Source organism: Algoriphagus sp. PAP.12, from assembly GCF_026652115.1.
GTDB lineage: Bacteria > Bacteroidota > Bacteroidia > Cytophagales > Cyclobacteriaceae > Algoriphagus.
Map to the genome: position 1 here is coordinate 12,554 of NZ_JAPPSQ010000022.1, position 19,392 is coordinate 31,945.

General features: G+C 38.5%; 16 protein-coding genes. 8 read left to right on the plus strand and 8 right to left on the minus strand.

Annotated features, from left to right (window positions below):
- Positions 1-13 precede the first annotated feature (13 nt).
- Together O0V13_RS18985 and O0V13_RS18990 are read right to left on the minus strand one after the other, a co-directional pair.
- The gene (locus O0V13_RS18985; RefSeq protein WP_268036582.1) at positions 14-757 is read right to left on the minus strand and encodes a LytR/AlgR family response regulator transcription factor; all 744 of its coding nucleotides are present in this window, start codon (positions 755-757) and stop codon (positions 14-16) included.
- On the minus strand, positions 754-1,836 hold the full coding sequence (locus O0V13_RS18990) for a sensor histidine kinase (RefSeq protein WP_268036584.1): 1,083 nt from the start codon (positions 1,834-1,836) through the stop codon (positions 754-756). The genes O0V13_RS18985 and O0V13_RS18990 overlap by 4 nt, the downstream gene beginning before the upstream one ends.
- A 261-nt stretch (positions 1,837-2,097) precedes the next feature.
- Here O0V13_RS18990 and O0V13_RS18995 point away from each other — a divergent pair, with 261 nt between their 5' ends.
- Positions 2,098-4,605, plus strand: coding sequence for a TonB-dependent receptor domain-containing protein (locus O0V13_RS18995; RefSeq protein ID WP_268036585.1), 2,508 nt, complete (start codon positions 2,098-2,100; stop codon positions 4,603-4,605).
- 162 nt (positions 4,606-4,767) lie between these two features.
- Here O0V13_RS18995 and O0V13_RS19000 read toward each other — a convergent pair whose 3' ends face one another.
- From O0V13_RS19000 to O0V13_RS19010, 3 genes are all read right to left on the minus strand, one after another.
- Positions 4,768-5,748, minus strand: a complete 981-nt coding sequence (locus O0V13_RS19000) for a pyruvate dehydrogenase complex E1 component subunit beta (protein ID WP_268036587.1) — start codon at positions 5,746-5,748, stop codon at positions 4,768-4,770.
- An 85-nt stretch (positions 5,749-5,833) separates the two neighbouring features.
- Positions 5,834-7,204: an NAD-dependent succinate-semialdehyde dehydrogenase gene (locus O0V13_RS19005; protein WP_268036588.1), complete on the minus strand. Its 1,371-nt coding sequence runs from the start codon at positions 7,202-7,204 to the stop codon at positions 5,834-5,836.
- On the minus strand, positions 7,201-7,602 hold the full coding sequence (locus O0V13_RS19010) for a rhodanese-like domain-containing protein (RefSeq protein ID WP_268036589.1): 402 nt from the start codon (positions 7,600-7,602) through the stop codon (positions 7,201-7,203). The genes O0V13_RS19005 and O0V13_RS19010 overlap by 4 nt, the downstream gene beginning before the upstream one ends.
- Positions 7,603-7,666: 64 nt before the next feature.
- On the opposite strand from O0V13_RS19010, the gene O0V13_RS19015 reads away from it, so the two are divergent.
- Positions 7,667-8,200 carry a metallophosphoesterase family protein gene (locus tag O0V13_RS19015; RefSeq protein ID WP_268036590.1) on the plus strand — a complete coding sequence of 178 codons (534 nt, stop codon included), beginning with the start codon at positions 7,667-7,669 and terminating at the stop codon, positions 8,198-8,200.
- Positions 8,201-8,232: 32 nt separating this feature from the next.
- Here O0V13_RS19015 and O0V13_RS19020 read toward each other — a convergent pair whose 3' ends face one another.
- On the minus strand, positions 8,233-8,379 hold the full coding sequence (locus O0V13_RS19020; protein ID WP_166669853.1) for a hypothetical protein: 147 nt from the start codon (positions 8,377-8,379) through the stop codon (positions 8,233-8,235).
- Between the two features lie 167 nt (positions 8,380-8,546).
- Between O0V13_RS19020 and hisS the strand changes: the two genes are divergently transcribed.
- A complete protein-coding gene (gene hisS / locus O0V13_RS19025) occupies positions 8,547-9,908 on the plus strand; it encodes a histidine--tRNA ligase (RefSeq protein ID WP_268036591.1) in 1,362 nt (453 codons plus the stop codon).
- A 1-nt stretch (position 9,909) separates the two neighbouring features.
- Here hisS and O0V13_RS19030 read toward each other — a convergent pair whose 3' ends face one another.
- Positions 9,910-10,191: a hypothetical protein gene (locus tag O0V13_RS19030; RefSeq protein WP_073573421.1), complete on the minus strand. Its 282-nt coding sequence runs from the start codon at positions 10,189-10,191 to the stop codon at positions 9,910-9,912.
- A gap of 138 nt (positions 10,192-10,329) precedes the next feature.
- Between O0V13_RS19030 and O0V13_RS19035 the strand changes: the two genes are divergently transcribed.
- Both O0V13_RS19035 and O0V13_RS19040 read left to right on the plus strand, forming a co-directional pair.
- Positions 10,330-10,665: a YbaB/EbfC family nucleoid-associated protein gene (locus tag O0V13_RS19035; protein ID WP_073573422.1), complete on the plus strand. Its 336-nt coding sequence runs from the start codon at positions 10,330-10,332 to the stop codon at positions 10,663-10,665.
- On the plus strand, positions 10,662-11,657 hold the full coding sequence (locus O0V13_RS19040; RefSeq protein WP_268036593.1) for a glycosyltransferase family 2 protein: 996 nt from the start codon (positions 10,662-10,664) through the stop codon (positions 11,655-11,657). Before O0V13_RS19035 ends, O0V13_RS19040 begins: the two co-directional genes overlap by 4 nt.
- On the opposite strand, the gene O0V13_RS19045 is transcribed toward O0V13_RS19040, so the two are convergent.
- Positions 11,654-11,872 (minus strand): PspC domain-containing protein, encoded by a 219-nt coding sequence (locus tag O0V13_RS19045; RefSeq protein WP_073573424.1) that lies wholly within the window; start codon positions 11,870-11,872, stop codon positions 11,654-11,656. The two genes, O0V13_RS19040 and O0V13_RS19045, sit on opposite strands and share 4 nt — an antisense overlap.
- A gap of 250 nt (positions 11,873-12,122) precedes the next feature.
- Here O0V13_RS19045 and O0V13_RS19050 point away from each other — a divergent pair, with 250 nt between their 5' ends.
- The 3 genes from O0V13_RS19050 (at position 12,123) to O0V13_RS19060 (ending at position 19,270) form a co-directional block, all read left to right on the plus strand.
- Positions 12,123-13,712 carry a tetratricopeptide repeat protein gene (locus tag O0V13_RS19050; protein WP_268036594.1) on the plus strand — a complete coding sequence of 530 codons (1,590 nt, stop codon included), beginning with the start codon at positions 12,123-12,125 and terminating at the stop codon, positions 13,710-13,712.
- A 501-nt stretch (positions 13,713-14,213) separates the two neighbouring features.
- Positions 14,214-17,495, plus strand: a complete 3,282-nt coding sequence (locus O0V13_RS19055; protein WP_268036595.1) for a SusC/RagA family TonB-linked outer membrane protein — start codon at positions 14,214-14,216, stop codon at positions 17,493-17,495.
- A gap of 47 nt (positions 17,496-17,542) precedes the next feature.
- Entirely contained in the window at positions 17,543-19,270 is a 1,728-nt protein-coding gene (locus tag O0V13_RS19060; RefSeq protein ID WP_268036598.1) for a RagB/SusD family nutrient uptake outer membrane protein, read from the plus strand.
- Positions 19,271-19,392: the final 122 nt, after the last annotated feature.

Sequence of the window (19,392 nt, forward strand, 5' to 3'; positions counted from 1 at the left end):
ACATGGTATTAACTTAGGTCATCCACCTGCTCATAAATTCCAAGAAAGCGTCTTTGTAATTGTCACTCACCGAAATCTGATTTCCATGAACTGTTATCAGGTTTTTGGAAACAGATTCGATGTGGTCAAGACCAACGATATAGGATCTATGGACTCGCATGAATTTCTTGGTAGGAAGGAGCTCTTCCATACTTTTTAAACTGGTCAATGAAAGCAAAGGTGAGGCTTTGGAGAGCAAATGCACCTTGACATAATCTTTATAGGCTTCCACATAGGCGATGTCTTCCAAAAGCACTTTGACCAATTGGTACTCTACTTTTAAAAAAATGTATTCAGGATCCTCCTCGACTTTTACCTTGACAGATTCCGAATTTCTATTTTGCTTTTCGAAATAATTGAACGCTTTTGTCGCAGCATTCAGAAATTCCTCATAGGAATAAGGTTTGAGAAGATAATCTATAGCGTCCACTTTATACCCTTCAATAGCAAATTGGTGATAGGCTGTCGCAAAGATGATTCGGGTTTTATCGGAGTCTTTTTTTCCATCTAGGACTCGCGCCAATTCCATCCCTGAAAGATCTGGCATCTGAATGTCCATAAAAATCAACTGTACTTGATTTTGGTTGATAAATCCCAAGGCCTCAATAGCGCTGGAAAACTTACCCTTCAACTCCAAAAATGCAGTCTGCTCAATGTATTTGCAAAGAAGGTCAAGAGCTAATGGCTCATCATCTACAGCTATACATTGGAGTTTCATGAGAGATTGATTGTCAGATTAACGTAATATTCCTCTTTGCCTTCGTCTTTCCCAAATTTAAGTTTATGTTTTTTAGGATAGAGAAGACTCAGGCGTCTTTGTGTATTTGCTAGTCCGATTCCACTTTCTCTTGCTTCAGGACTATCCAAATTGACTGGGAAAATTTGATTTCTTGTTTCAAAGAAAACTGTGTCTCCCATGATTTCTAACTTGATATAGATATGACTTTCCTTTTGGGAACTGATACCATGCTTGAAGCAGTTTTCCAAAAATGGTAAAATCAACATTGGTGCGATGACCTGATTGTCTTTTGAATCGTCAAGATGGATTTCAAGCTTTACCTTGTCTGTTAGACGCATTTTCATCAGCTCAATATAATCTCGAATGAAATCCACCTCCTTACTTAAGAGAGTTGACTCATGTTGATTTTCATACAGAACATATCTCATCATTCTGGAAAGTTTCAATAAAGCCTCCTGAGCTTTTTTGATATCCAGGTTGGTTAAAGAATAGATGTTGTTCAGAGTATTGAAAAAGAAATGCGGATTGATTTGAGCCTTCAGATATGAAAGCTCGGTATTGATATTTTGTTTTTCTAGCTCTTGGCGGTTGGCTTCATCTCTTTGCCATTTCTGAACCAAAGCTACAGATGTACTCAAGCCTACCGAAACGATATAAAGGAGTACTTGGAAAGCATCACCTTGGATCCATCTACGGCCGGGCTTGAAAGGTCTATCCGGATTGAAAAACTCATGCATTCTTCTTGGGTATTGGATAAGTTGCTCGAAATAGACTATTGAGAAATAGAATAAAACGACCCCTCCAATTACAATCGCCAGATAAAGGTAGTTTTTACCTTTTAATAGAAACCTTGGAACAAAGAAGGTGACATTGGTATAAAAGGCCGCAACCAAAAGACCAACCAGGAAAATCTGCTTATACCAAAAGGCAACTGGTAATTCTGCTTCTCCCATTCTCCAGGAAAGTGGAGAGAGTAACACAAGGAGGATGCATAGCATTAACCATCCTAGCAAGTGCACTACAAAAGAAATGTTCTTATTTGGGGTGATAGTAGCCATTGTATTGAATTAACTGCTGCCAAACTAATATAAAGAATCAATTTGCAGTATTTCTAATCTGCCAGTCTGCTGTTTTTCACGCTGAAACAACAATATGAGCGGATAAAGCCATTTGTCGAGATGAAATACCTTTTTATCTGCTCATTTAGGGATTTGGTCGATAAGATACCTATATCTGTCTATTTGGTCAAAAAAAGCAAAACAAAGCCTTCAATTTTGGGGTATCAATGTGGTGTGAGCCCAATATTTGAAAACAAGACCATGAAAAAATTACTCAATCTAATTATTCTATTTGCTGCTTTGGGAATGTCCCCGGCTTTTGCGCAGCAATCACAATCTCAGCCAGCCAGGATAATCGGGGTGGCTAAAGATGTTAAAACGGGAGAACCTGTTGGTTATGCCACAGCCGCTCTTTACAAGAAAGGTTCGGATGTAAGCATGTCAGGTGCTGTCGCTGACGGTGATGGTAAATTCTTCATTACTGGATTTGAACCGGGTGAGTATTCACTTCAGGTTTCCTTTATGGGGTTTGAAACCTTAGTCGTAGATAATATCAATATTACCTCCAAAACTGGTGATACTAATTTGGGAGAACTTAAAATGTCTGATGAAGGAGTGGCTTTGGAAGAAGTGACCGTTCAGGGACAGAGAGAATTGATCGAAGAGCGTGTAGATAGGACTATATATAAAGCTGAAAACGATAGAACGACAGCTGGTGGAGATGCAACAGATGTATTGAGAAGAGTTCCAATGCTTTCTGTAGACATGGATGGAAACGTATCCATGAGAGGTAGTTCTAGTATTACCGTATTGATTGACAACCGTCCTTCTGCCATCGCCGCAAGTAGCATTACTGATGCCTTGAGGCAGATTCCTGCTGATGAAATCAAGGAAGTTGAAGTCATTACTTCTCCATCTGCAAGATTTGATGCAGAAGGAACTTCAGGTGTTATCAATATTGTGACGAAGAAGAACAACCTTCAAGGGATGACTTTGAGCATCAATACAGGTGCTGGTCTGAGAGGATCAAATCTTGGATTGAATGGTAGTGCAAGAATCGGAAAATTTGGATTCTCTTTGGGAGGATTCGGTAGAGCTGGATATAATATTTTAGGAGGCTTTAACAACGAACAATTACTAACAGGAGCTGATGGAAGCCAAACCACTGTTGTGCAATCTGCAGACACTGAAAGCAAAATGATGTTTGGTAGATATAATTTCGGTGTAGACTATGAAATCGACAAGTACAACTTTTTGACTGGTGCTGTCAACTTTGGATTGAGAAACATGCAAGGTAATCAGACCAATTTCTTGACAGAAAGATTTGTTGCTGGAGACATGATAAGTTCTGCGCTGAGAGAAACTGATACTAAAAGTGACGGTAATTCATTGGATTTGAGTGTGAACTATACCAGGACTTATGAGAAAAAAGGGAAAGAAATCAGTTTGTTAACGCTATATAGCAGAGATAATAGAAACAGCTCCTTTGTAAATAGTCTCTTCAATGATGATTTTCAGACCATTGATTCCAAATTGAGGAATGAAAACCCAAGTAGAAACGAAGATTTCACTGTTCAATTGGATTTTGTAAATCCATTGGGTAAGGACGGAAATCAGATCTTGGAATACGGAGCAAAGAATATTCTAAGACAATCATATTCTGATTTTGCATACTTCCAAGCAGAAGGATCAGATGGGCCTTATGTTGAAATTCAGGATCCAACTTTGAGTAATGAATTTACATACGATCAAAATGTGACTGCTGGTTATGGTTCTTATACCTTCAATTTCTTGAAGAACTATACTCTGAAAACTGGTCTTCGATATGAGTACACTACAATTAGCGCAGAATTCGTAGATGAGCAAACTGTAGATATTCCATCTTATGGGACTTTCGTTCCAAGTGTGAATGCGAGTCGCAAATTGAAAAATGGTAACATGATCAAGGCTGCGTATAATAGAAGAATTCAGAGACCTTCTATGAGATTTTTGAACCCTAACTTGGATACATCGAATCCTTCTCAATGGTCTCAAGGTAATCCGGTTCTGGATCCTGAAATGACTGACAATTTTGAATTGGGATACAGTACCTACCTCGGAAACTCCATGTTGAATTTTACTGGATTCTACAGAAACACAACAGGTTCTATCCAGGCAGTAAGATCTGTGTTGGAAGACAATGTGATTTTCACAACCTATGAGAATATCGGTCAAGAACAGGCTGTTGGTACCAATTCATTTATGAATATCAACATCAATAACAAATTCTCTTTGAATGGTGGCTTTGACCTTTACTATGCCATGTTGGACAATGGACTAGGAACGAAAAATAATGGATGGGTGATCTCTGGTAGAATGTTTGGTAACTATACTTTACCGAAGGATTGGCAAATCCAATTATTCTCTTTTGCAAGAGGTAGAAGAGTTCAGCTACAAGGGTCCAATGGTGGATTTGCGATGTATGGATTGAATTTTAATAAGCAGTTCAAGGAGAAAAGAGGTTCAATTGGCTTTGGATTGGAGAACTTCCTAACAAAAGAGTTTAAGGTGAATAATGAGATCATTACTCCAACCATGATCCAAAATAGCACCAATACAATGCGTAACATGAACTTCAAAATCAACTTCAGCTATAGAATCGGTAAGTTGAGTATGAATGACCGTCAGAGAAGAAGAAGATCCGTTTCAAATGATGATTTGAAAGAAGGTGGAGGAGAAGGCGGAAACGAAGGCGGAGGCATGATGAATAATAACAATAACAAGAAGTAATTATTCTATAGGGAGAGGCTATGATACAGTTCAATGGCCTCTTTTCTATTCGTCTCTGTATTAAGATTGGCTTTATTTAAGCGTAAACAGATAGATAGATTGGGTAACAAAAAACCCGGCTTTGTTAAGGCCGGGCTTTTTTATGTTTGAAGGTTTTGTAAATTAACCTCTGTAAGTCACTTTTTTGATCGCTGCTACGGTTCTTTCCACATTTGGAATAGTGGCCTCAATATAAGTTGGAGCGTAGCTCAAAGGAATATCCATTGAATTCACTCTGATCACTGGAGAATCTAGGTAATCAAATGCATATCTCTGGAAGTGATAAGTCAATTCAGAAGAGATAGCTGCAAGAGGGTTTGCTTCTTCAACGATAACAACTCTATTGGTCTTCTTGACAGATTCAACACAAGTTGCATAATCGATAGGTCTAACGGTTCTCAAGTCGATTACTTCACATTCAATTCCTTCTTTGGCCATTTCTTCAGCAGCTTGGAGAGCTACTTTCATCATTTTACCAAAGGAAATCAAAGTCACGTCTTTACCTTTTCTTTTGATATCTGCTACCCCGATAGGAAGCATGTATTCAGACTCAGGAACTTCTCCTTTATCAGAGTACATCACCTCAGATTCCATGAAGATCACTGGATCTGGGTCACGGATAGCGGCTTTTAGAAGTCCCTTCGCATCATAAGGATTAGAAGGCACGATTACTTTCAATCCAGGAGTATTTGCAAACCAGTTTTCAAAGTTGGAAGAGTGAGTAGCTCCCAATTGGCCAGCATTACCTGTTGGACCACGGAAAACGATAGGAACTGAATAAGCCCCACCTGACATGGCATACATTTTCGCAGCAGAATTGATGATCTGATCAATCGCAACCAAAGAAAAGTTGAATGTCATGAATTCGATAATAGGTCTCAAGCCGCTCATCGCAGCACCTACTCCCAAACCTGCAAATCCCAATTCGGCGATCGGCGTGTCATAAACTCGCTCTGGTCCAAACTCATCAAGCATTCCCTGGGAAACTTTATAGGCACCGTTGTATTCGGCTACTTCTTCACCCATCAGAAAGACATTAGCATCACGTCTCATTTCTTCGGACATGGCCTCTCTGAGGGCTTCACGAAATTGTATTTCTCTCATTAGTAAAAGACAAAATTTTGGCTCGTAAAAATAGGAAGGAATCGGGCAATTGCAAAAATAGCTTCCGACATTATCCAAACGTCTCCTAACCTAGATAAACGGTTTTTGCATTGACAAATTCCAGAATCCCTAATCTGCTAAGCTCTCTCCCATATCCTGATTTCTTTATTCCTCCAAAAGGTAAATGTGGATTGGAGGCTACCATGGAATTGATAAATACGGCCCCTGTCTCTATCTGAGTGGCAATTTTCTCCGCTTTTTCCTGGTTTGTGCTCCAAACAGAACCTCCCAGTCCAAATTCAGAATCATTTGCAATCTGTACAGCTTCGGTATCTGATTTTACTTTGAATACGATGGCTACAGGCCCAAAAAGCTCCTCTGAATAGGCAGGGGAATCTTTTGGAATATCTATTAAAATTGTTGGAGAAAATTTCGCAGACTCTTTTTTAGGCTTTTCTCCACCTAAAATTGCCTTGGCTCCCTTTTCTAAAGATTTTTGAACTTGAGTATATAATTCCTCCGCTAAATCAGGTCTTGCCATACAGGCGAAGTCAGATTCCATGGATAAGGGATCCCCCTCTTTCAGGCTTTTTATTTCTGTTGAAAAGATTTCTAAAAACTCTTCGAAAACATTTTCATGCACGATAAATCTTTTAGCGGCGATACAACTTTGACCAAAATTAATCATTCGTGCTTTTGCTGCAGTTTTTGCTGCGGTTGGAATATCAGCATCTTCGGTTACGATAAATGGGTCTGATCCACCCAATTCCAATAATGATTTTTTGATGTTTTTTCCAGCTTCTGAGGCAACAGATGCTCCAGCTTTCTCACTACCTGTTAAGGTTACTGCTTTGATCTCAGATTTATTGATGATTTGAGTCGTGCTTTTTGAATCAATCAAAAGAGTCTGAAAAACTCCTTTTGGAAATCCAGCTTTGATGAAAACCTCTTCAATTGCTAATGCGCATTGTGGAACGTTGGAGGCATGTTTAAGCAAACCGGTATTTCCTGCCATTAATGTAGGTGCAGCAAATCTGAAAACTTGCCAAAATGGAAAATTCCAAGGCATAACGGCTAAAACCGCCCCGATGGGTTGGTGAAGTACTTTAGCCTTTTTTCCATCTGGTAAATCGATTAAATCTGGCTTTAAAAACGCTTCAGCATTTTCTGCATAGAACTCACACACCCACGCACATTTTTCTACTTCAGCAATTGATTCCTTAATCACTTTTCCCATTTCAAGGGAAATAATTTCGGCGTAAAAATCTTTGTTTTCCTTTAATTCCTTTGCCGCATTTTTCATCAATTTGGCCTTTTCAGAAAAAGAGACTGATTTCCAACCTTGATAAGCTTGATCACTTAATTTGAGTTTTTCGTCCAGTATTTTTTCTGAAAGGAGGTCAAATTCTTTTAAAAGTTCTCCCGTGTAGGGGTTGATCGATTTGGTTTTGTTCATTCCTCAATAGGTTTGCCTTGTGCTTTCCAGGAGGTAATGCCTCCGTCAAGCATGATTACTTTTTTGAATCCTGCCTTCTTCATGGCGGCACCAGCTTTTCTGGTCTTATTACCAGTTCGACAGTATAATAAATAAGTCTTTGATTTATCTAATTGTTCAATTTTTCCAAGAAAATCCTCGTCCAGGAAATCTAAATTGGTTGCTCCAACTAGATGTCCCTCTTGGACTTCTTGTGGGGTTCGCAAGTCCAAAAGAGTGTTCTTATTTTTCGAAATTAGTTTTTCAAATTTGTCTGCGGATACCACTTTTGCAGAGTCTGTGGCCGTTTGGGCTGATACAGAAAAGCTTACGCCTGCGATAAGCAGGAGTGTCCAAAATAAATGTTTCAGATTTTTCATGATTTTGTTTTTGAAGTTAATGGATGGTCTGATATTGAATCTTAGATTTTATAAATTGGATTCAATGACATACAAAATCGCACTCATTTCTGATTCTCACAGTTACATTGATCACACAACGATCAATTATCTCCAAAATGTAGACGAAATATGGCATGCTGGGGATATAGGTTCATTGAAAATAATGAATCAATTACCAAAGGATAAAAATATCCGGGCTGTTTTTGGAAATATTGATGATTCTGAAATTCAATCAATTTATCCCGAATGGCTGGATTTTGAGGTGGAAGGAGTGAAAGTGTTGATGACTCATATCGGAGGTAAACCCCCGAGATATGCAAAAGGAGTCAAGCAAAAAATAAAAGAATCAGGAACCCAAGTGTTTGTTTGTGGACATTCTCATATCTGCAAAGTAGAATTTGACCAAGCCTTAAAATGCCTATATATGAATCCAGGGGCAATCGGTCAACATGGCTTCCATCAGATGCGAACCATGCTGTTGTTTGAAATTGAATCTGGAAAAATCCAAAATCTCAGGGTGGTAGAGTTGGGAAGGCGAGGGCAATTGGAAAATAAGGGCATAAAAAAAGCGACTTGAGAGTCGCTTTTTTGTTTCCAGAAATTAGGAAATTATTTGTTGTCAAAAGACTTTTTCAATTCTTCCACATCCACGTTTTTGATCACTGGTTGAGCGCTCAACTGCTTGATTCTGATTACACGTGTATTCTGGCTTTGTCTTTTTCTTCTTAGTTTTCTTTTCAGAGTAGTAACTGCCATGACTGTATATGTTTAAAGATTTTTGTTTCGAAACGGAGTGCAAAGGTAAAGAAACATTTTTTTATTGCCTATTAATCTGTGCGAATAAATTATCTCTTCTCCTTAAAATCAAGGGTATTTCTGTATTTTTTCGATAAATTTGGTCTTTAATCACCAGAAAAAGAAGCATGCAGAAACCTAGTTTGCCTAAAGGAACGAGAGATTTTGGCCCTATTCAGATGGCTAGAAGGAATTTTATTCTGGATACTATCAAAAACACTTTTCGTCTATTTGGCTACAATCAGATAGAAACTCCAGCTATGGAGAATTTAAGTACCCTGACTGGAAAATATGGAGATGAAGGGGATCAGCTCCTTTTCAAAATTTTGAATAGTGGGGATTATTTAAAGAAAGTAAGTGCAGAGGATCTGGAAAATGGATCTGCGGAGACTTTGACCAAAGTTTCGGAGAAAGGTCTTCGCTATGATTTGACTGTTCCTTTTGCTCGCTTTGTGGTGATGAATCGAAATGAATTGACTTTTCCATTTAAAAGATTCCAGATTCAGCCAGTATGGAGAGCAGATAGACCGCAGAAGGGGAGATATAGAGAGTTTTACCAGTGTGATGCAGATGTAGTAGGTACGGATAGTCTAGTCTGCGAAGCTGAAATTATCTTGATGATCCGTAGAGTTTTCAACCATTTGGGAATTCAGGATTATACAATTAAAGTCAATAATAGAAAGATTCTGACAGGGATTTCTGAAGTGATCGGTGAAGCTGGAAAAGAGGGACCACTTTGTGTTGCTATAGACAAACTCGATAAAATTGGTTGGGAGAAAGTTCAGGAAGAACTTGAGCAGAGAGGATTCCAGAGCGATTCTGTACAAAAATTAAATCCGCTTGTTCAATACAATGAAGGTGAATCTGGAAAGTTGGGATTCCTCAAATCTTTCTTGGCTTCAAGTGAAGTTGGTTTAGAAGGAGTGAGGGAGCTTGAAGAGACATTAAATATACTTTCTCAAATGGGTGAGGATTTGGATCATGTCGAATTGGATATGGTTTTGGCCAGAGGACTTTCCTATTACACCGGGGCAATTTTCGAAGTTAAAGTCAATAATGTCTCCATAGGATCAGTAAGTGGAGGAGGTCGATATGATAACTTGACTGGAGTTTTTGGACTTCAAGGTGTTTCTGGAGTTGGGTTTTCTTTCGGCGTAGATCGATTGTATGATGTGATGGAGGAGTTGAATATTTTCCCGAGGGAAAGCATTCAAGGAACACAGCTATTGTTGACTCACTTTGATCAGAAAGGATACGGATATGCCTTATCCCTTTTGTCTCAATTGAGAGCAAATGGAATCGTAGCTGAGATCTACCCGGATCAGGCTAAAATGAAAAAGCAATTGGATTACGCCAGCAAAAATGGAGTGCCATTTGTTGGGATCTGTGGTGATCAAGAAATAGCAGACAAAACGATTGCCTTAAAAGAGCTTGAAACAGGCAACCAAGAAAGTCTTAATTTGGAAGAGCTGATCAAGAAATTGGGATAGTTTATTCCACTTTCAAGATAGAATTGATTGGAATGGTCACTCCTCCTTTCAGGACTATGAATTCACTTGCTACAGCCCAAACAGTGGTGTAGACTTCGTAAACTTGTTCATTTGCTGATTGAAAGGTAATATGGACTTTGGAATGAAGTAAATTCCCTAATGTTTGAGATCTATGCAGGTCGGCCAACCTGGATTTTTTCTCATCGTATGATTGGAGAACTTCCTGTTTGGAAAAATTCAGAGAATTGATTTGTTCTTTTTCAATGTATTCTTTGGTCTTCATGGTTGATAGGTTTAGAGAGTATATAGACAGAGAATAGTCTGTAAAAGTTTCCATTCTTGCATGAATATTTGATGTGATTTCAATATTCAGAATAATGTTCTAAAAAGTTAATTGAAATTAAAATAAAATTCCAGATATATGTTTGATTTTATGAACATGATGAGCAAGGTTAAAGAGGCTCAGGCAAAAATTAAAGAGGCTCAATCCAAACTTGTTCATTTGACTGCTGAAGGAGAGTCCGGCGCGGGTTTGGTCAAAGTCACAGTGAATGGTGAGCGAAAAGTATTGACCATAGATCTAGATGAGTCATTGTTGACGCCACAGGATAAAGAAATGCTAAGTGACTTAATCGTAGCGGCAACAAATATTGCGATGGAAGCGATTGATGTGAAAATCAAAGAAGCTATGAAGTCAGCGACTGAAGGAATGTTGCCAAATATTCCCGGAATGGACTTGGGAAGCATGTTTGGATGAAAAACTGTGCTGTTGTCATCTTGAATTATAATGGGGAAGGAATGTTAAGTCAGTTTCTTCCCTCTGTTATTGAACATTCTAAGTCGGATGTTTGGGTGATAGACAATGCTAGCCAAGATGGATCAATAGCACTTTTAGAAAAAGAATTTCCCACAGTTCCTCTAATTAAACTTCAGGAAAATTTTGGATATGCTGGAGGATATAATTGGGGGTTGGAATCGCTAAAGGGTAAATATCAATATTATATCTTGCTTAATTCCGATGTAGAAGTGCTGCCAAATTGGGATCAGGTTTTAATTTCCACCTTAGAAAGTGATGATAACCTTGCAGCCGTACAGCCTAAGATTCTCTCTTTTCAAAACTCAAGACTTTTTGATTATGCAGGAGCTGGAGGAGGATTTCTGGATGATTTTTATTATCCCTATTGCCGAGGTAGAATTTGGAATGTAATCGAGGAAGATCATGGTCAATATGATGATTTCGCTTTCGTAGATTGGGCATCTGGTGCATGTATGGCTATCAAAGCTGATCTTTTCCATCAAGCGGATGGCTTTGATGCTCATTTTTTTGCTCATATGGAAGAGATAGATCTTTGTGTAAGGCTCAGGCAAAAGGGCTATAAGATTGGCTATAATGGCCAATCAAAAGTCCATCATTTCGGAGGAGCTACGCTAGCAAGGAATAGTCCGAGGAAACTCTTCTTGAATATTAAGAATAGCCTGAGTATGATTTATAAAGCTGAAACTTCAGGGAGGTTCTGGTGGATCTTTCTCATTAAACTCCTAACTGAATGGTTGGCTGCAATAGGATATTTTGTCAAGGGTCAAGGAAAGTATGGCTCCGCCATATTTAGAGCTTACAAGGAGTTCTGGCAGGCAAAAAGTCTCCAAAGGAGGTCTTATAAAGGAAAGGAATTTAAAAGAATTGGACCTTCTCTATGGATATATTGGGATTTTATAATCCTGAGGAAAAGGTCTTTTGAAAAGCTTTAGTCAAAAAGTGCAGGATTGTTCATTTTGCGAAAGTATTTTCGAACTTTCATCGTCATTGCGAGCACGACGTAAATCACCACGGGCGATCCTAATGTAATGAAAGACAAATAAATAAAGAATAAACGGATGCTGTCAATTGGGAAATTGAGTTTTTCCCCTAATCTGGAACATACGCCGAAGGCTCTTTCTTCGAAAAACAGTTTCAGTTTTTGCATGACAGTTGCTGGTTTAATTTCAATTAAAGTTAAAAAATCATTTCAAGAATTATAAAGCAAAATGTCGGCCCTATTGTTTTTAAAAGCTAGAAAAAGTTTCATTTTGTTGATTTTTAGTTGTTTATCAATTGTTTCCTATGCCCAAGAAGCAAGATATTTAAAGGAAATTAACTTAGAACCGCAACAACTGGAATATTTCAGAGATTCAGTTCGCTTCTCGATTGAAGGGAAGATCTCAATAGAATCGGTCATGAGTCCTCGGAATCCTGAATTGAAATTGTTGCTAAAAACCACGGATAAGGTACTTGATTTAGGAGATGTTGAGCTACAGAAGAACTTGGGAGATTATTCTTTTTCTAAGGATTATGTTCTTGAATTTGAACCTTGGATGGAGGGAGCAATTCTGGAGGCCCAATTATTTCAAGGAAAAAAAGTTTCACAAGAGCCCTTTGAATCAGTTCAATTAGCAAAAGGGGTAATTACAACACCTTTTTTAGCCAAAATTGGAAGAGTAAATCCTGATGAACCAATTCCGAATATAGGGCTTTATATTCCTGCTGGGATCGTCAACAGAGATTTGACTAAGACTAAAGAGTTTCAAATATTTTTTAATCCAGGAGCATCCAATTATGTAGGAAGTGCGAGGAATGAAGCTATGCTTTCGGAGATCAGAGAATTTTTGATGGAAAATCCTTCCATTTCTTCAATCAAGATTATAGGGATCCAATCGCCCGAACATGCTGAGGGGAAAAACAGCAAATTGGGAATGGATAGGGCAATGACGGTCAAAGATGAATTGATTTCCAGAAAGTTGTTCTTGAGGGATTCTATCATTGAGGTGGGGGCTAGATGGAATGATTGGTTTGACCTTCGATTATTGATCAGGGATTATGCGGGTCTTTCTACTTCCAAAAAGGATGAGTATTATACTATTTTAATGAATGGGGATGACTACTTGTCACAAAGAAGTCAAATGGAAAAGATTGCTGGCTTTAGTCAACTGTCGAGACAACTTTTTCCTCAATTGAGAATGGCTAAAATTGAAATCCAGGCAAAGCCAGGTTCTGGTATAGGGATTGAGAAAATGTCAATCTTGGAAAAAGAGTTAAAAGGAAACTCCTCAAATTCTCAGTTGACTTTTCAAGATTGGGCCAGTGCTGCAGAGACTTCTCCCAGCTTGGATGACAAAACTGAGATTTATACGAAGATGACTGAAATGTTCCGGTCACCACTTCCATATAATAACCTGGCTGTTGTCAATATTCAGGAAGCACAAAGAACTCTGGACAGGGACTTAAAGGAGAATTTGTGGGCTGAAGCTGAATGGTTGCTCAACCAAGCTCTCCGACTAGAAGAGAGTGCTTACATTCTTCATAATTTAGGACAGATATATGCATTAAAAGGTGAATACTGGACGGCATATAAATATTTATCAGACGCTTCAGTTTTGACTAGAGATCCTGATTTTTTGATGAGAAATGAAAGCTTAAGAGGAGCTTTAGACATAATAAGAGGTGATTATAAATTAGCTACATTAAGATTTGAATACCCTTTTTCGAATTCATCTGATTTTTTCAACAAAGGGCTCGCATCATTTCTTTCCAAGGATTATGCAAGTGCTTCATTAGCATTTGAAGAGTCAGTAATGCGGGATCGAGGTTTTGGTTATGGTTATTATGGATTAGCGTTAATTGCCATTAACAGTGGACAAAATGAGGTGGCCTTGATTCAGTTGGAAAAAGCAGTAAATGCAAGTGAAGTATTGTACGAGAAGGCATTAGTTGACCCAAGCTTTGATGATATAAAATCTGACCCCAGATTTTTTGAAATTTTGAGATAAAAATAGCCAGATTTGAGAAATCATTTTTTTAACATTTGAGTAACAAAATTAAATTTTTTGTATTAAAAATGTCCAATATTTAAAAATACGGTCGATAGAACCGGGGACTTTTTTGAATTTTTATATTGAACGCTCTTATTTAGGGCAAATTCCCTACTGTAAGTGCTAAAAATTACCAAATAATATTTAGCTAGATAAGTTTGAATTTTGTTTTAGAATATTTAACATTGGCGATTAAGATGTACAATAAAACCCAAAATATTGCCAATGACCTATCCTACCTAGCTACTCCCACACCCATATATTGGCATCACCCGATGCACTCAAACCTAATAGGGAATAACCCTTTTGCAGGTATTCGTACCACGGTATAACTGCTATAGAACCTAATAATTAATACCCAATCAACATTCTATAGTAAAAGTTATCTAGAATCCGCAATCGATTGCGGAATCAATTAACAGACAAGTTTTAAGATTATTCTTGTTACCCAATCTATCTATGTTTATGAAAAATGTTTACAAAAATCTAAGTGCATTGCTATTGCTCTTAGTATTTGCCAGTTCGGCTGCCATGGCACAAAGAGTTGTGACAGGTACTGTTCTGGATGAGTATGATGTTGGTTTGCCAGGTGTTTCGGTCCTCGTAAAGGGCACCACCACTGGTACAGCAACAGACATCGACGGGAAATTTTCCCTTAATGTTCCTAATGACCAAGCAATTTTGGTGTTTTCCTTTATAGGTTATGCCAAAGTGGAGCAAGCCGTAGGAAATAGAAGTGTAATTGATGTTAAACTAGCTCCAGACGAGCAAACTCTAACAGAGTTGGTTGTTACAGGTTATACAATTGATAGCCGTCGTGAAACAACCGGTGCGATTGCTACGGTCGATCCAAAGGATTTGACAGTAATTCCAACTGGTAACGTAGAGCAAACACTTCAAGGTCGTGTATCAGGTGTGACAGTTATTACAAATGGTCAGCCAGGTACCACCTCAATTATTCGTGTTCGTGGTTTTGGTTCCTTCGGAGGAAATGAACCGCTTTACGTAGTGGATGGTGTGCCTGTAACTTCTACTGATTTCTTGAATCCTGATGATATCGAGTCTACCACAGTATTGAAAGATGCTGCGGCAGCATCCATTTATGGTGCTAGAGCATCTAATGGTGTGATTATCTATACTACCAAAAGAGGAAAAAGAGGAAATCAAAAGCTTCGAGTAGATTACAATGGTATGTATGGTTCTACTGACCCTGGTAAAGGGTTGGATATGATGAATCCGCAAGATTTTGCTAATTACACATGGTTAGCAGAACAAAACCAAGCTTGGTTGGATGGCAATTCTCCAGAATACAATCATCCTCATTTTGGTAGTGGAAGTAGCCCTGTTATGCCATATTACTTGAGCGTAATTCAGCAAAACTCTGATGGATCTCTAGAAAATGTTTCAGGAGTTACATCTCCTTTAAGCGCTAGTGAGATTGAGCAACAAAGAAGCTGGTACAATGTCGATCCTAATAAAGGTGCAGTTTTACAGTTGATAAGAGCTGCAGGTGGAGAAGGAACAGACTGGTATAAAGCAATTACACGTAACGCTCCACTTCATAGACATTCAATTGGTTTGAATGGTGGATCAGAGACCAGTCGTTTTTATGTAGGTATGGGCTATCAGGATCAAGCAGGTATTCTATTGAATAATAACTTCAAAAGAATTACGCTTAGAGCAAACTCAGAGTTTGATGTAACTAATAAAATTAGAATTGGAGAAAACTTCCAAGCTACTTATCGTCAGGTATTAGGACAAACTGGTGGTAATGGCGGTATTGGTATTGCTCAGGACGAGAATGATATCCTTTCTGCCTTTAGAATGCCATCCATCATTCCTGTTTATGATGAATTTGGAGGATATGCTGGTACTGCTGTTGGTGGTTTCAACAACCCAAGAAACCCTGTGGCAACCAGAGAAGGTCAAAAAGACAACAGAAACTTCAATGCGAATATTTTTGGTAATGTTTATGCAGAAGTTGACATCTTGGATGATTTGACTTTTAGAACTTCTATAGGTGGTAGATACAACAACTACTACTATTGGGGATATTCTAGAAGACAATATGAAAACTCGGAAAACAATTCAGCATTTGGATATAACGAAGGATCTGGATTCAACTTTGCATGGGTATTTACTAATACTGTTTCTTGGAAGAGAACATTTGGAAAGCATGCATTTGATGTAATCGCTGGTCAGGAAGCGTTAAATAATGGATCTGGTAGAGATATCAGTGCCTCTGGTAACAATCCATTCTCCACTGACCCAGACTTCATTACAATCACTAACCTTCCTGTAAGTAGTAGACAAGTGAATTCTAGCTTATATAGAGGTGTAAACTTCTCCTCTTACTTTGGACGTGTGAATTATACTTTCAATGACAAGTACTTGTTCAGTGGTGTGATTCGTAGAGACGGTTCTTCAGTATTTGGTTCTAACTCCAGATATGGTGTGTTCCCGGCATTCTCCGCAGCTTGGAGAATTTCTTCTGAAGGATTCTTACAGAGCGCTACTTGGATTGATGATTTGAAAATCCGTGGTGGATGGGGTCAGATGGGTAACTCAAACCCAGTTCCTGCCACTAACCAATATTCTACTTTTGCTGGTGATGTAGGAAACTCTTCTTACGATATCTCAGGTAGCAACTCTTCCGCAGTTATTGGATTTAGAAGAACACGTATCGGTAACCCTAATACACAATGGGAAACAGCTGAAACGAAGAATATCGGCTTTGACGGTACATTCTTTAACGGTCGTTTGGATGTGATTTTTGACTGGTGGAGAAAAGACACCAAAGATTTGTTATTCCAATTGCCAATTCCTCAAACAGCAGGTAGTAATGCTGCACCTCCTTTCATCAATATCGGTCAGATGTTGAATAGAGGTGTGGACCTTTTGGTTTCAACTAAAGGTAACCTAAGTTCAGATTTTACATATGATTTGACTATTACTGCTTCCACATTGAAGAATGAAATTGTGGCATTGGCTCCAGGATTGGATATTATTACTTCAATCAACCCATCTTATAGAGGTATTCAGCCAATCAGAAACCAAGTGGGCTATTCTCTTTCGTCTTTCTATGGATACAAGCAAATTGGATTGTTCCAAAGTGCTGAAGATGTAGCTTCTCATGCTACCCAATCTGGAGCAGCTCCAGGTAGACTGAAGTTTGAAGATGTAAATGGAGATGGTGAAATCACTCCTGATGATAGAACTTTCTTGGGAAGTCCAGTTCCTGATTTTACAGGTGGTGTGAATTTCTCAGTTGGTTACAAAGGATTTGATATCGCTGCTTATTTCTATACCTCGATTGGCAATGAAGTTTGGAACCAATCTAGATGGTTCACTGATTTCTTCCAGACATTTGAAGGAGCAGCTATCTCTACGAGATTGAAAGACTCTTGGACTCCTGATAATCCTAATGCAACTATTCCTATTGTAGAGAGAACAACCAACTTCTCTACTTCAGAGCAAGCAAACTCTTATTATGTCGAAGATGGATCTTATTTGAGATTGCAAAACGTGACATTGGGTTATACTCTTCCTCAGAGCTTGTTGGAAAGATGGAGAATGGAGAGATTGAGAGTGTTTGCATCTGCTAATAACTTGTTCACAATCACAGGTTATGAAGGATTGGATCCTGCAGTAGGTGGATCTGCAGATACTACTTTTGGTATCGATGTAGGAAACTATCCTGTGACGAGAGGTTATACTTTCGGTGTTAACCTAAGCTTCTAAAGCGAAGGAGAAAAGACAAGATGTTTTAAAAAAAAATGATTATTCAAATGAAAAAATTTAGAATAAAAATTGGAGCACTTCTTTCCTCAGCTGCTTTAATGGTTGCGGTAAGTTGTAGTGATGATTTTCTTGATGTGCCACCAACCGGTGTTTTGGCAGAGTCTCAATTACAGACTTTGGCAGGGTTGGAAGCCTCTTTGATTGCCGCATATTCTCAGGTAAATGGTAGAAGCAACCGTCTGGCATCTCCATCCAACTGGGTATGGGGCAGTATCAGAGGCGGTGAGGCAAATAAGGGTACTGACCCAGGTGATTTTGCTACTATCAACCCAATCCAAAGATTTGAAAACAATTCAGCGTCTGGTGATATGGGCGCAAAATGGAATGGAGCCTATGAGGGAATTGCGAGAAGTAATTCTGTTTTAAGATTGATGCAAAATGCAGCAGAAGATGTAACGGATGCTGATAAAGTAAGAATCGGAGCACAAGCTCGCTTCTTAAGAGGTCACTACTATTTTGAGTTGAAAAGATTGTATGGTGATACTCCTTATGTAGACGAGAATGTAGATTATGGTTCTGGCTTAGAAGAAGTAAGCAACAATCAGGATTTGTGGCCTTTTATCGAAGCTGATTTCCAATATGCAGTTGATAATCTTCCAGGTACACAGTCTCAAGTAGGTAGGGTGAACCAGTGGGCTGCAAAAGTATATTTGGCTAAAGTTTACCTATATCAAGGTAAGTTCTCTCAAGCAAAAACTTTGTTTGACGATGTAGTTGCAAATGGTGTTACCTCAAACGGTTTGAAATACGGATTGGTAGATGACTATGCTGATTTGTGGAGAGGTGAACATGACAATAACAAGGAAACAGTTTGGGCTTATCAATCAGCTGCAGGAACTGGATCTGTGAACAACGCGAACCCAGAGTTTGATTTGAATTTCCCTTATAACTCTGCTGCTCCAGGTGTTTGTTGTGGTTTCTACCAACCTTCTTTCACATTTGTAAACTCTTTTAGAACAGATTCTAATGGGTTGCCTTTGATTGACAATTCTTACAATGATCCTGCTAATAGAGTGAAAAGTGATATGGGCTTAGGTTCTGCTGATCCATTTACTCCAGATACTGGTAACTTGGATCCTAGATTAGATCATACAGTTGGTAGAAGAGGACTTCCTTATTTGGATTGGCAAGACCATCCAGGAGCTTCTTGGATAAGAAATCAACCAAATGGTGGTCCATATTCTCCTAAGAAATATGTGTATACTCAAACAGAGGTTGGTTCTTTCCAAGATAACTCTTCCTGGACTCCTGGATACACAGGCTTGAATGTTTACATTATCAGATACTCAGACGTACTGTTGATGTCTGCTGAAGCTGATATTGAAGCGGGGGATTTGGAAAGTGCCAGAACCAAAGTAAACATGGTAAGAGAAAGAGCTATGAACTCCCAATTGTTGAGAGAAGATGGTTCTAAAGCTGCGAATTACAAAGTAGGTACTTATACATCTGCTTGGGCTAGCCCAGATATGGCTAGAAAAGCAGTAAGATTAGAGAGAATGCTTGAATTAGGTATGGAAGGTCATCGATTCTATGATCTTGTAAGATGGAATACTGTTCAAGCAGAATTGGATTACTATTTTGCTACAGATGGAGTACTTCTTTCTTCATCTCTTGGTGGAGCTAAATTCACTGAAAAGTATAAATTGTTACCAATTCCTCAAGATCAAATAGATATTACTGGGGCTGATATTTTGATTCAGAATCCAGGTTTCTAAACCATTTCAATTAAAATTAAAAGGAGACCAATTGGTCTCCTTTTTTTGTTTTGAGCACGTTAAATGCTTGAAATAATTTCTATGCTAGCTTGAGAAATGCTATTTTCAGGGTTGTCTATCAT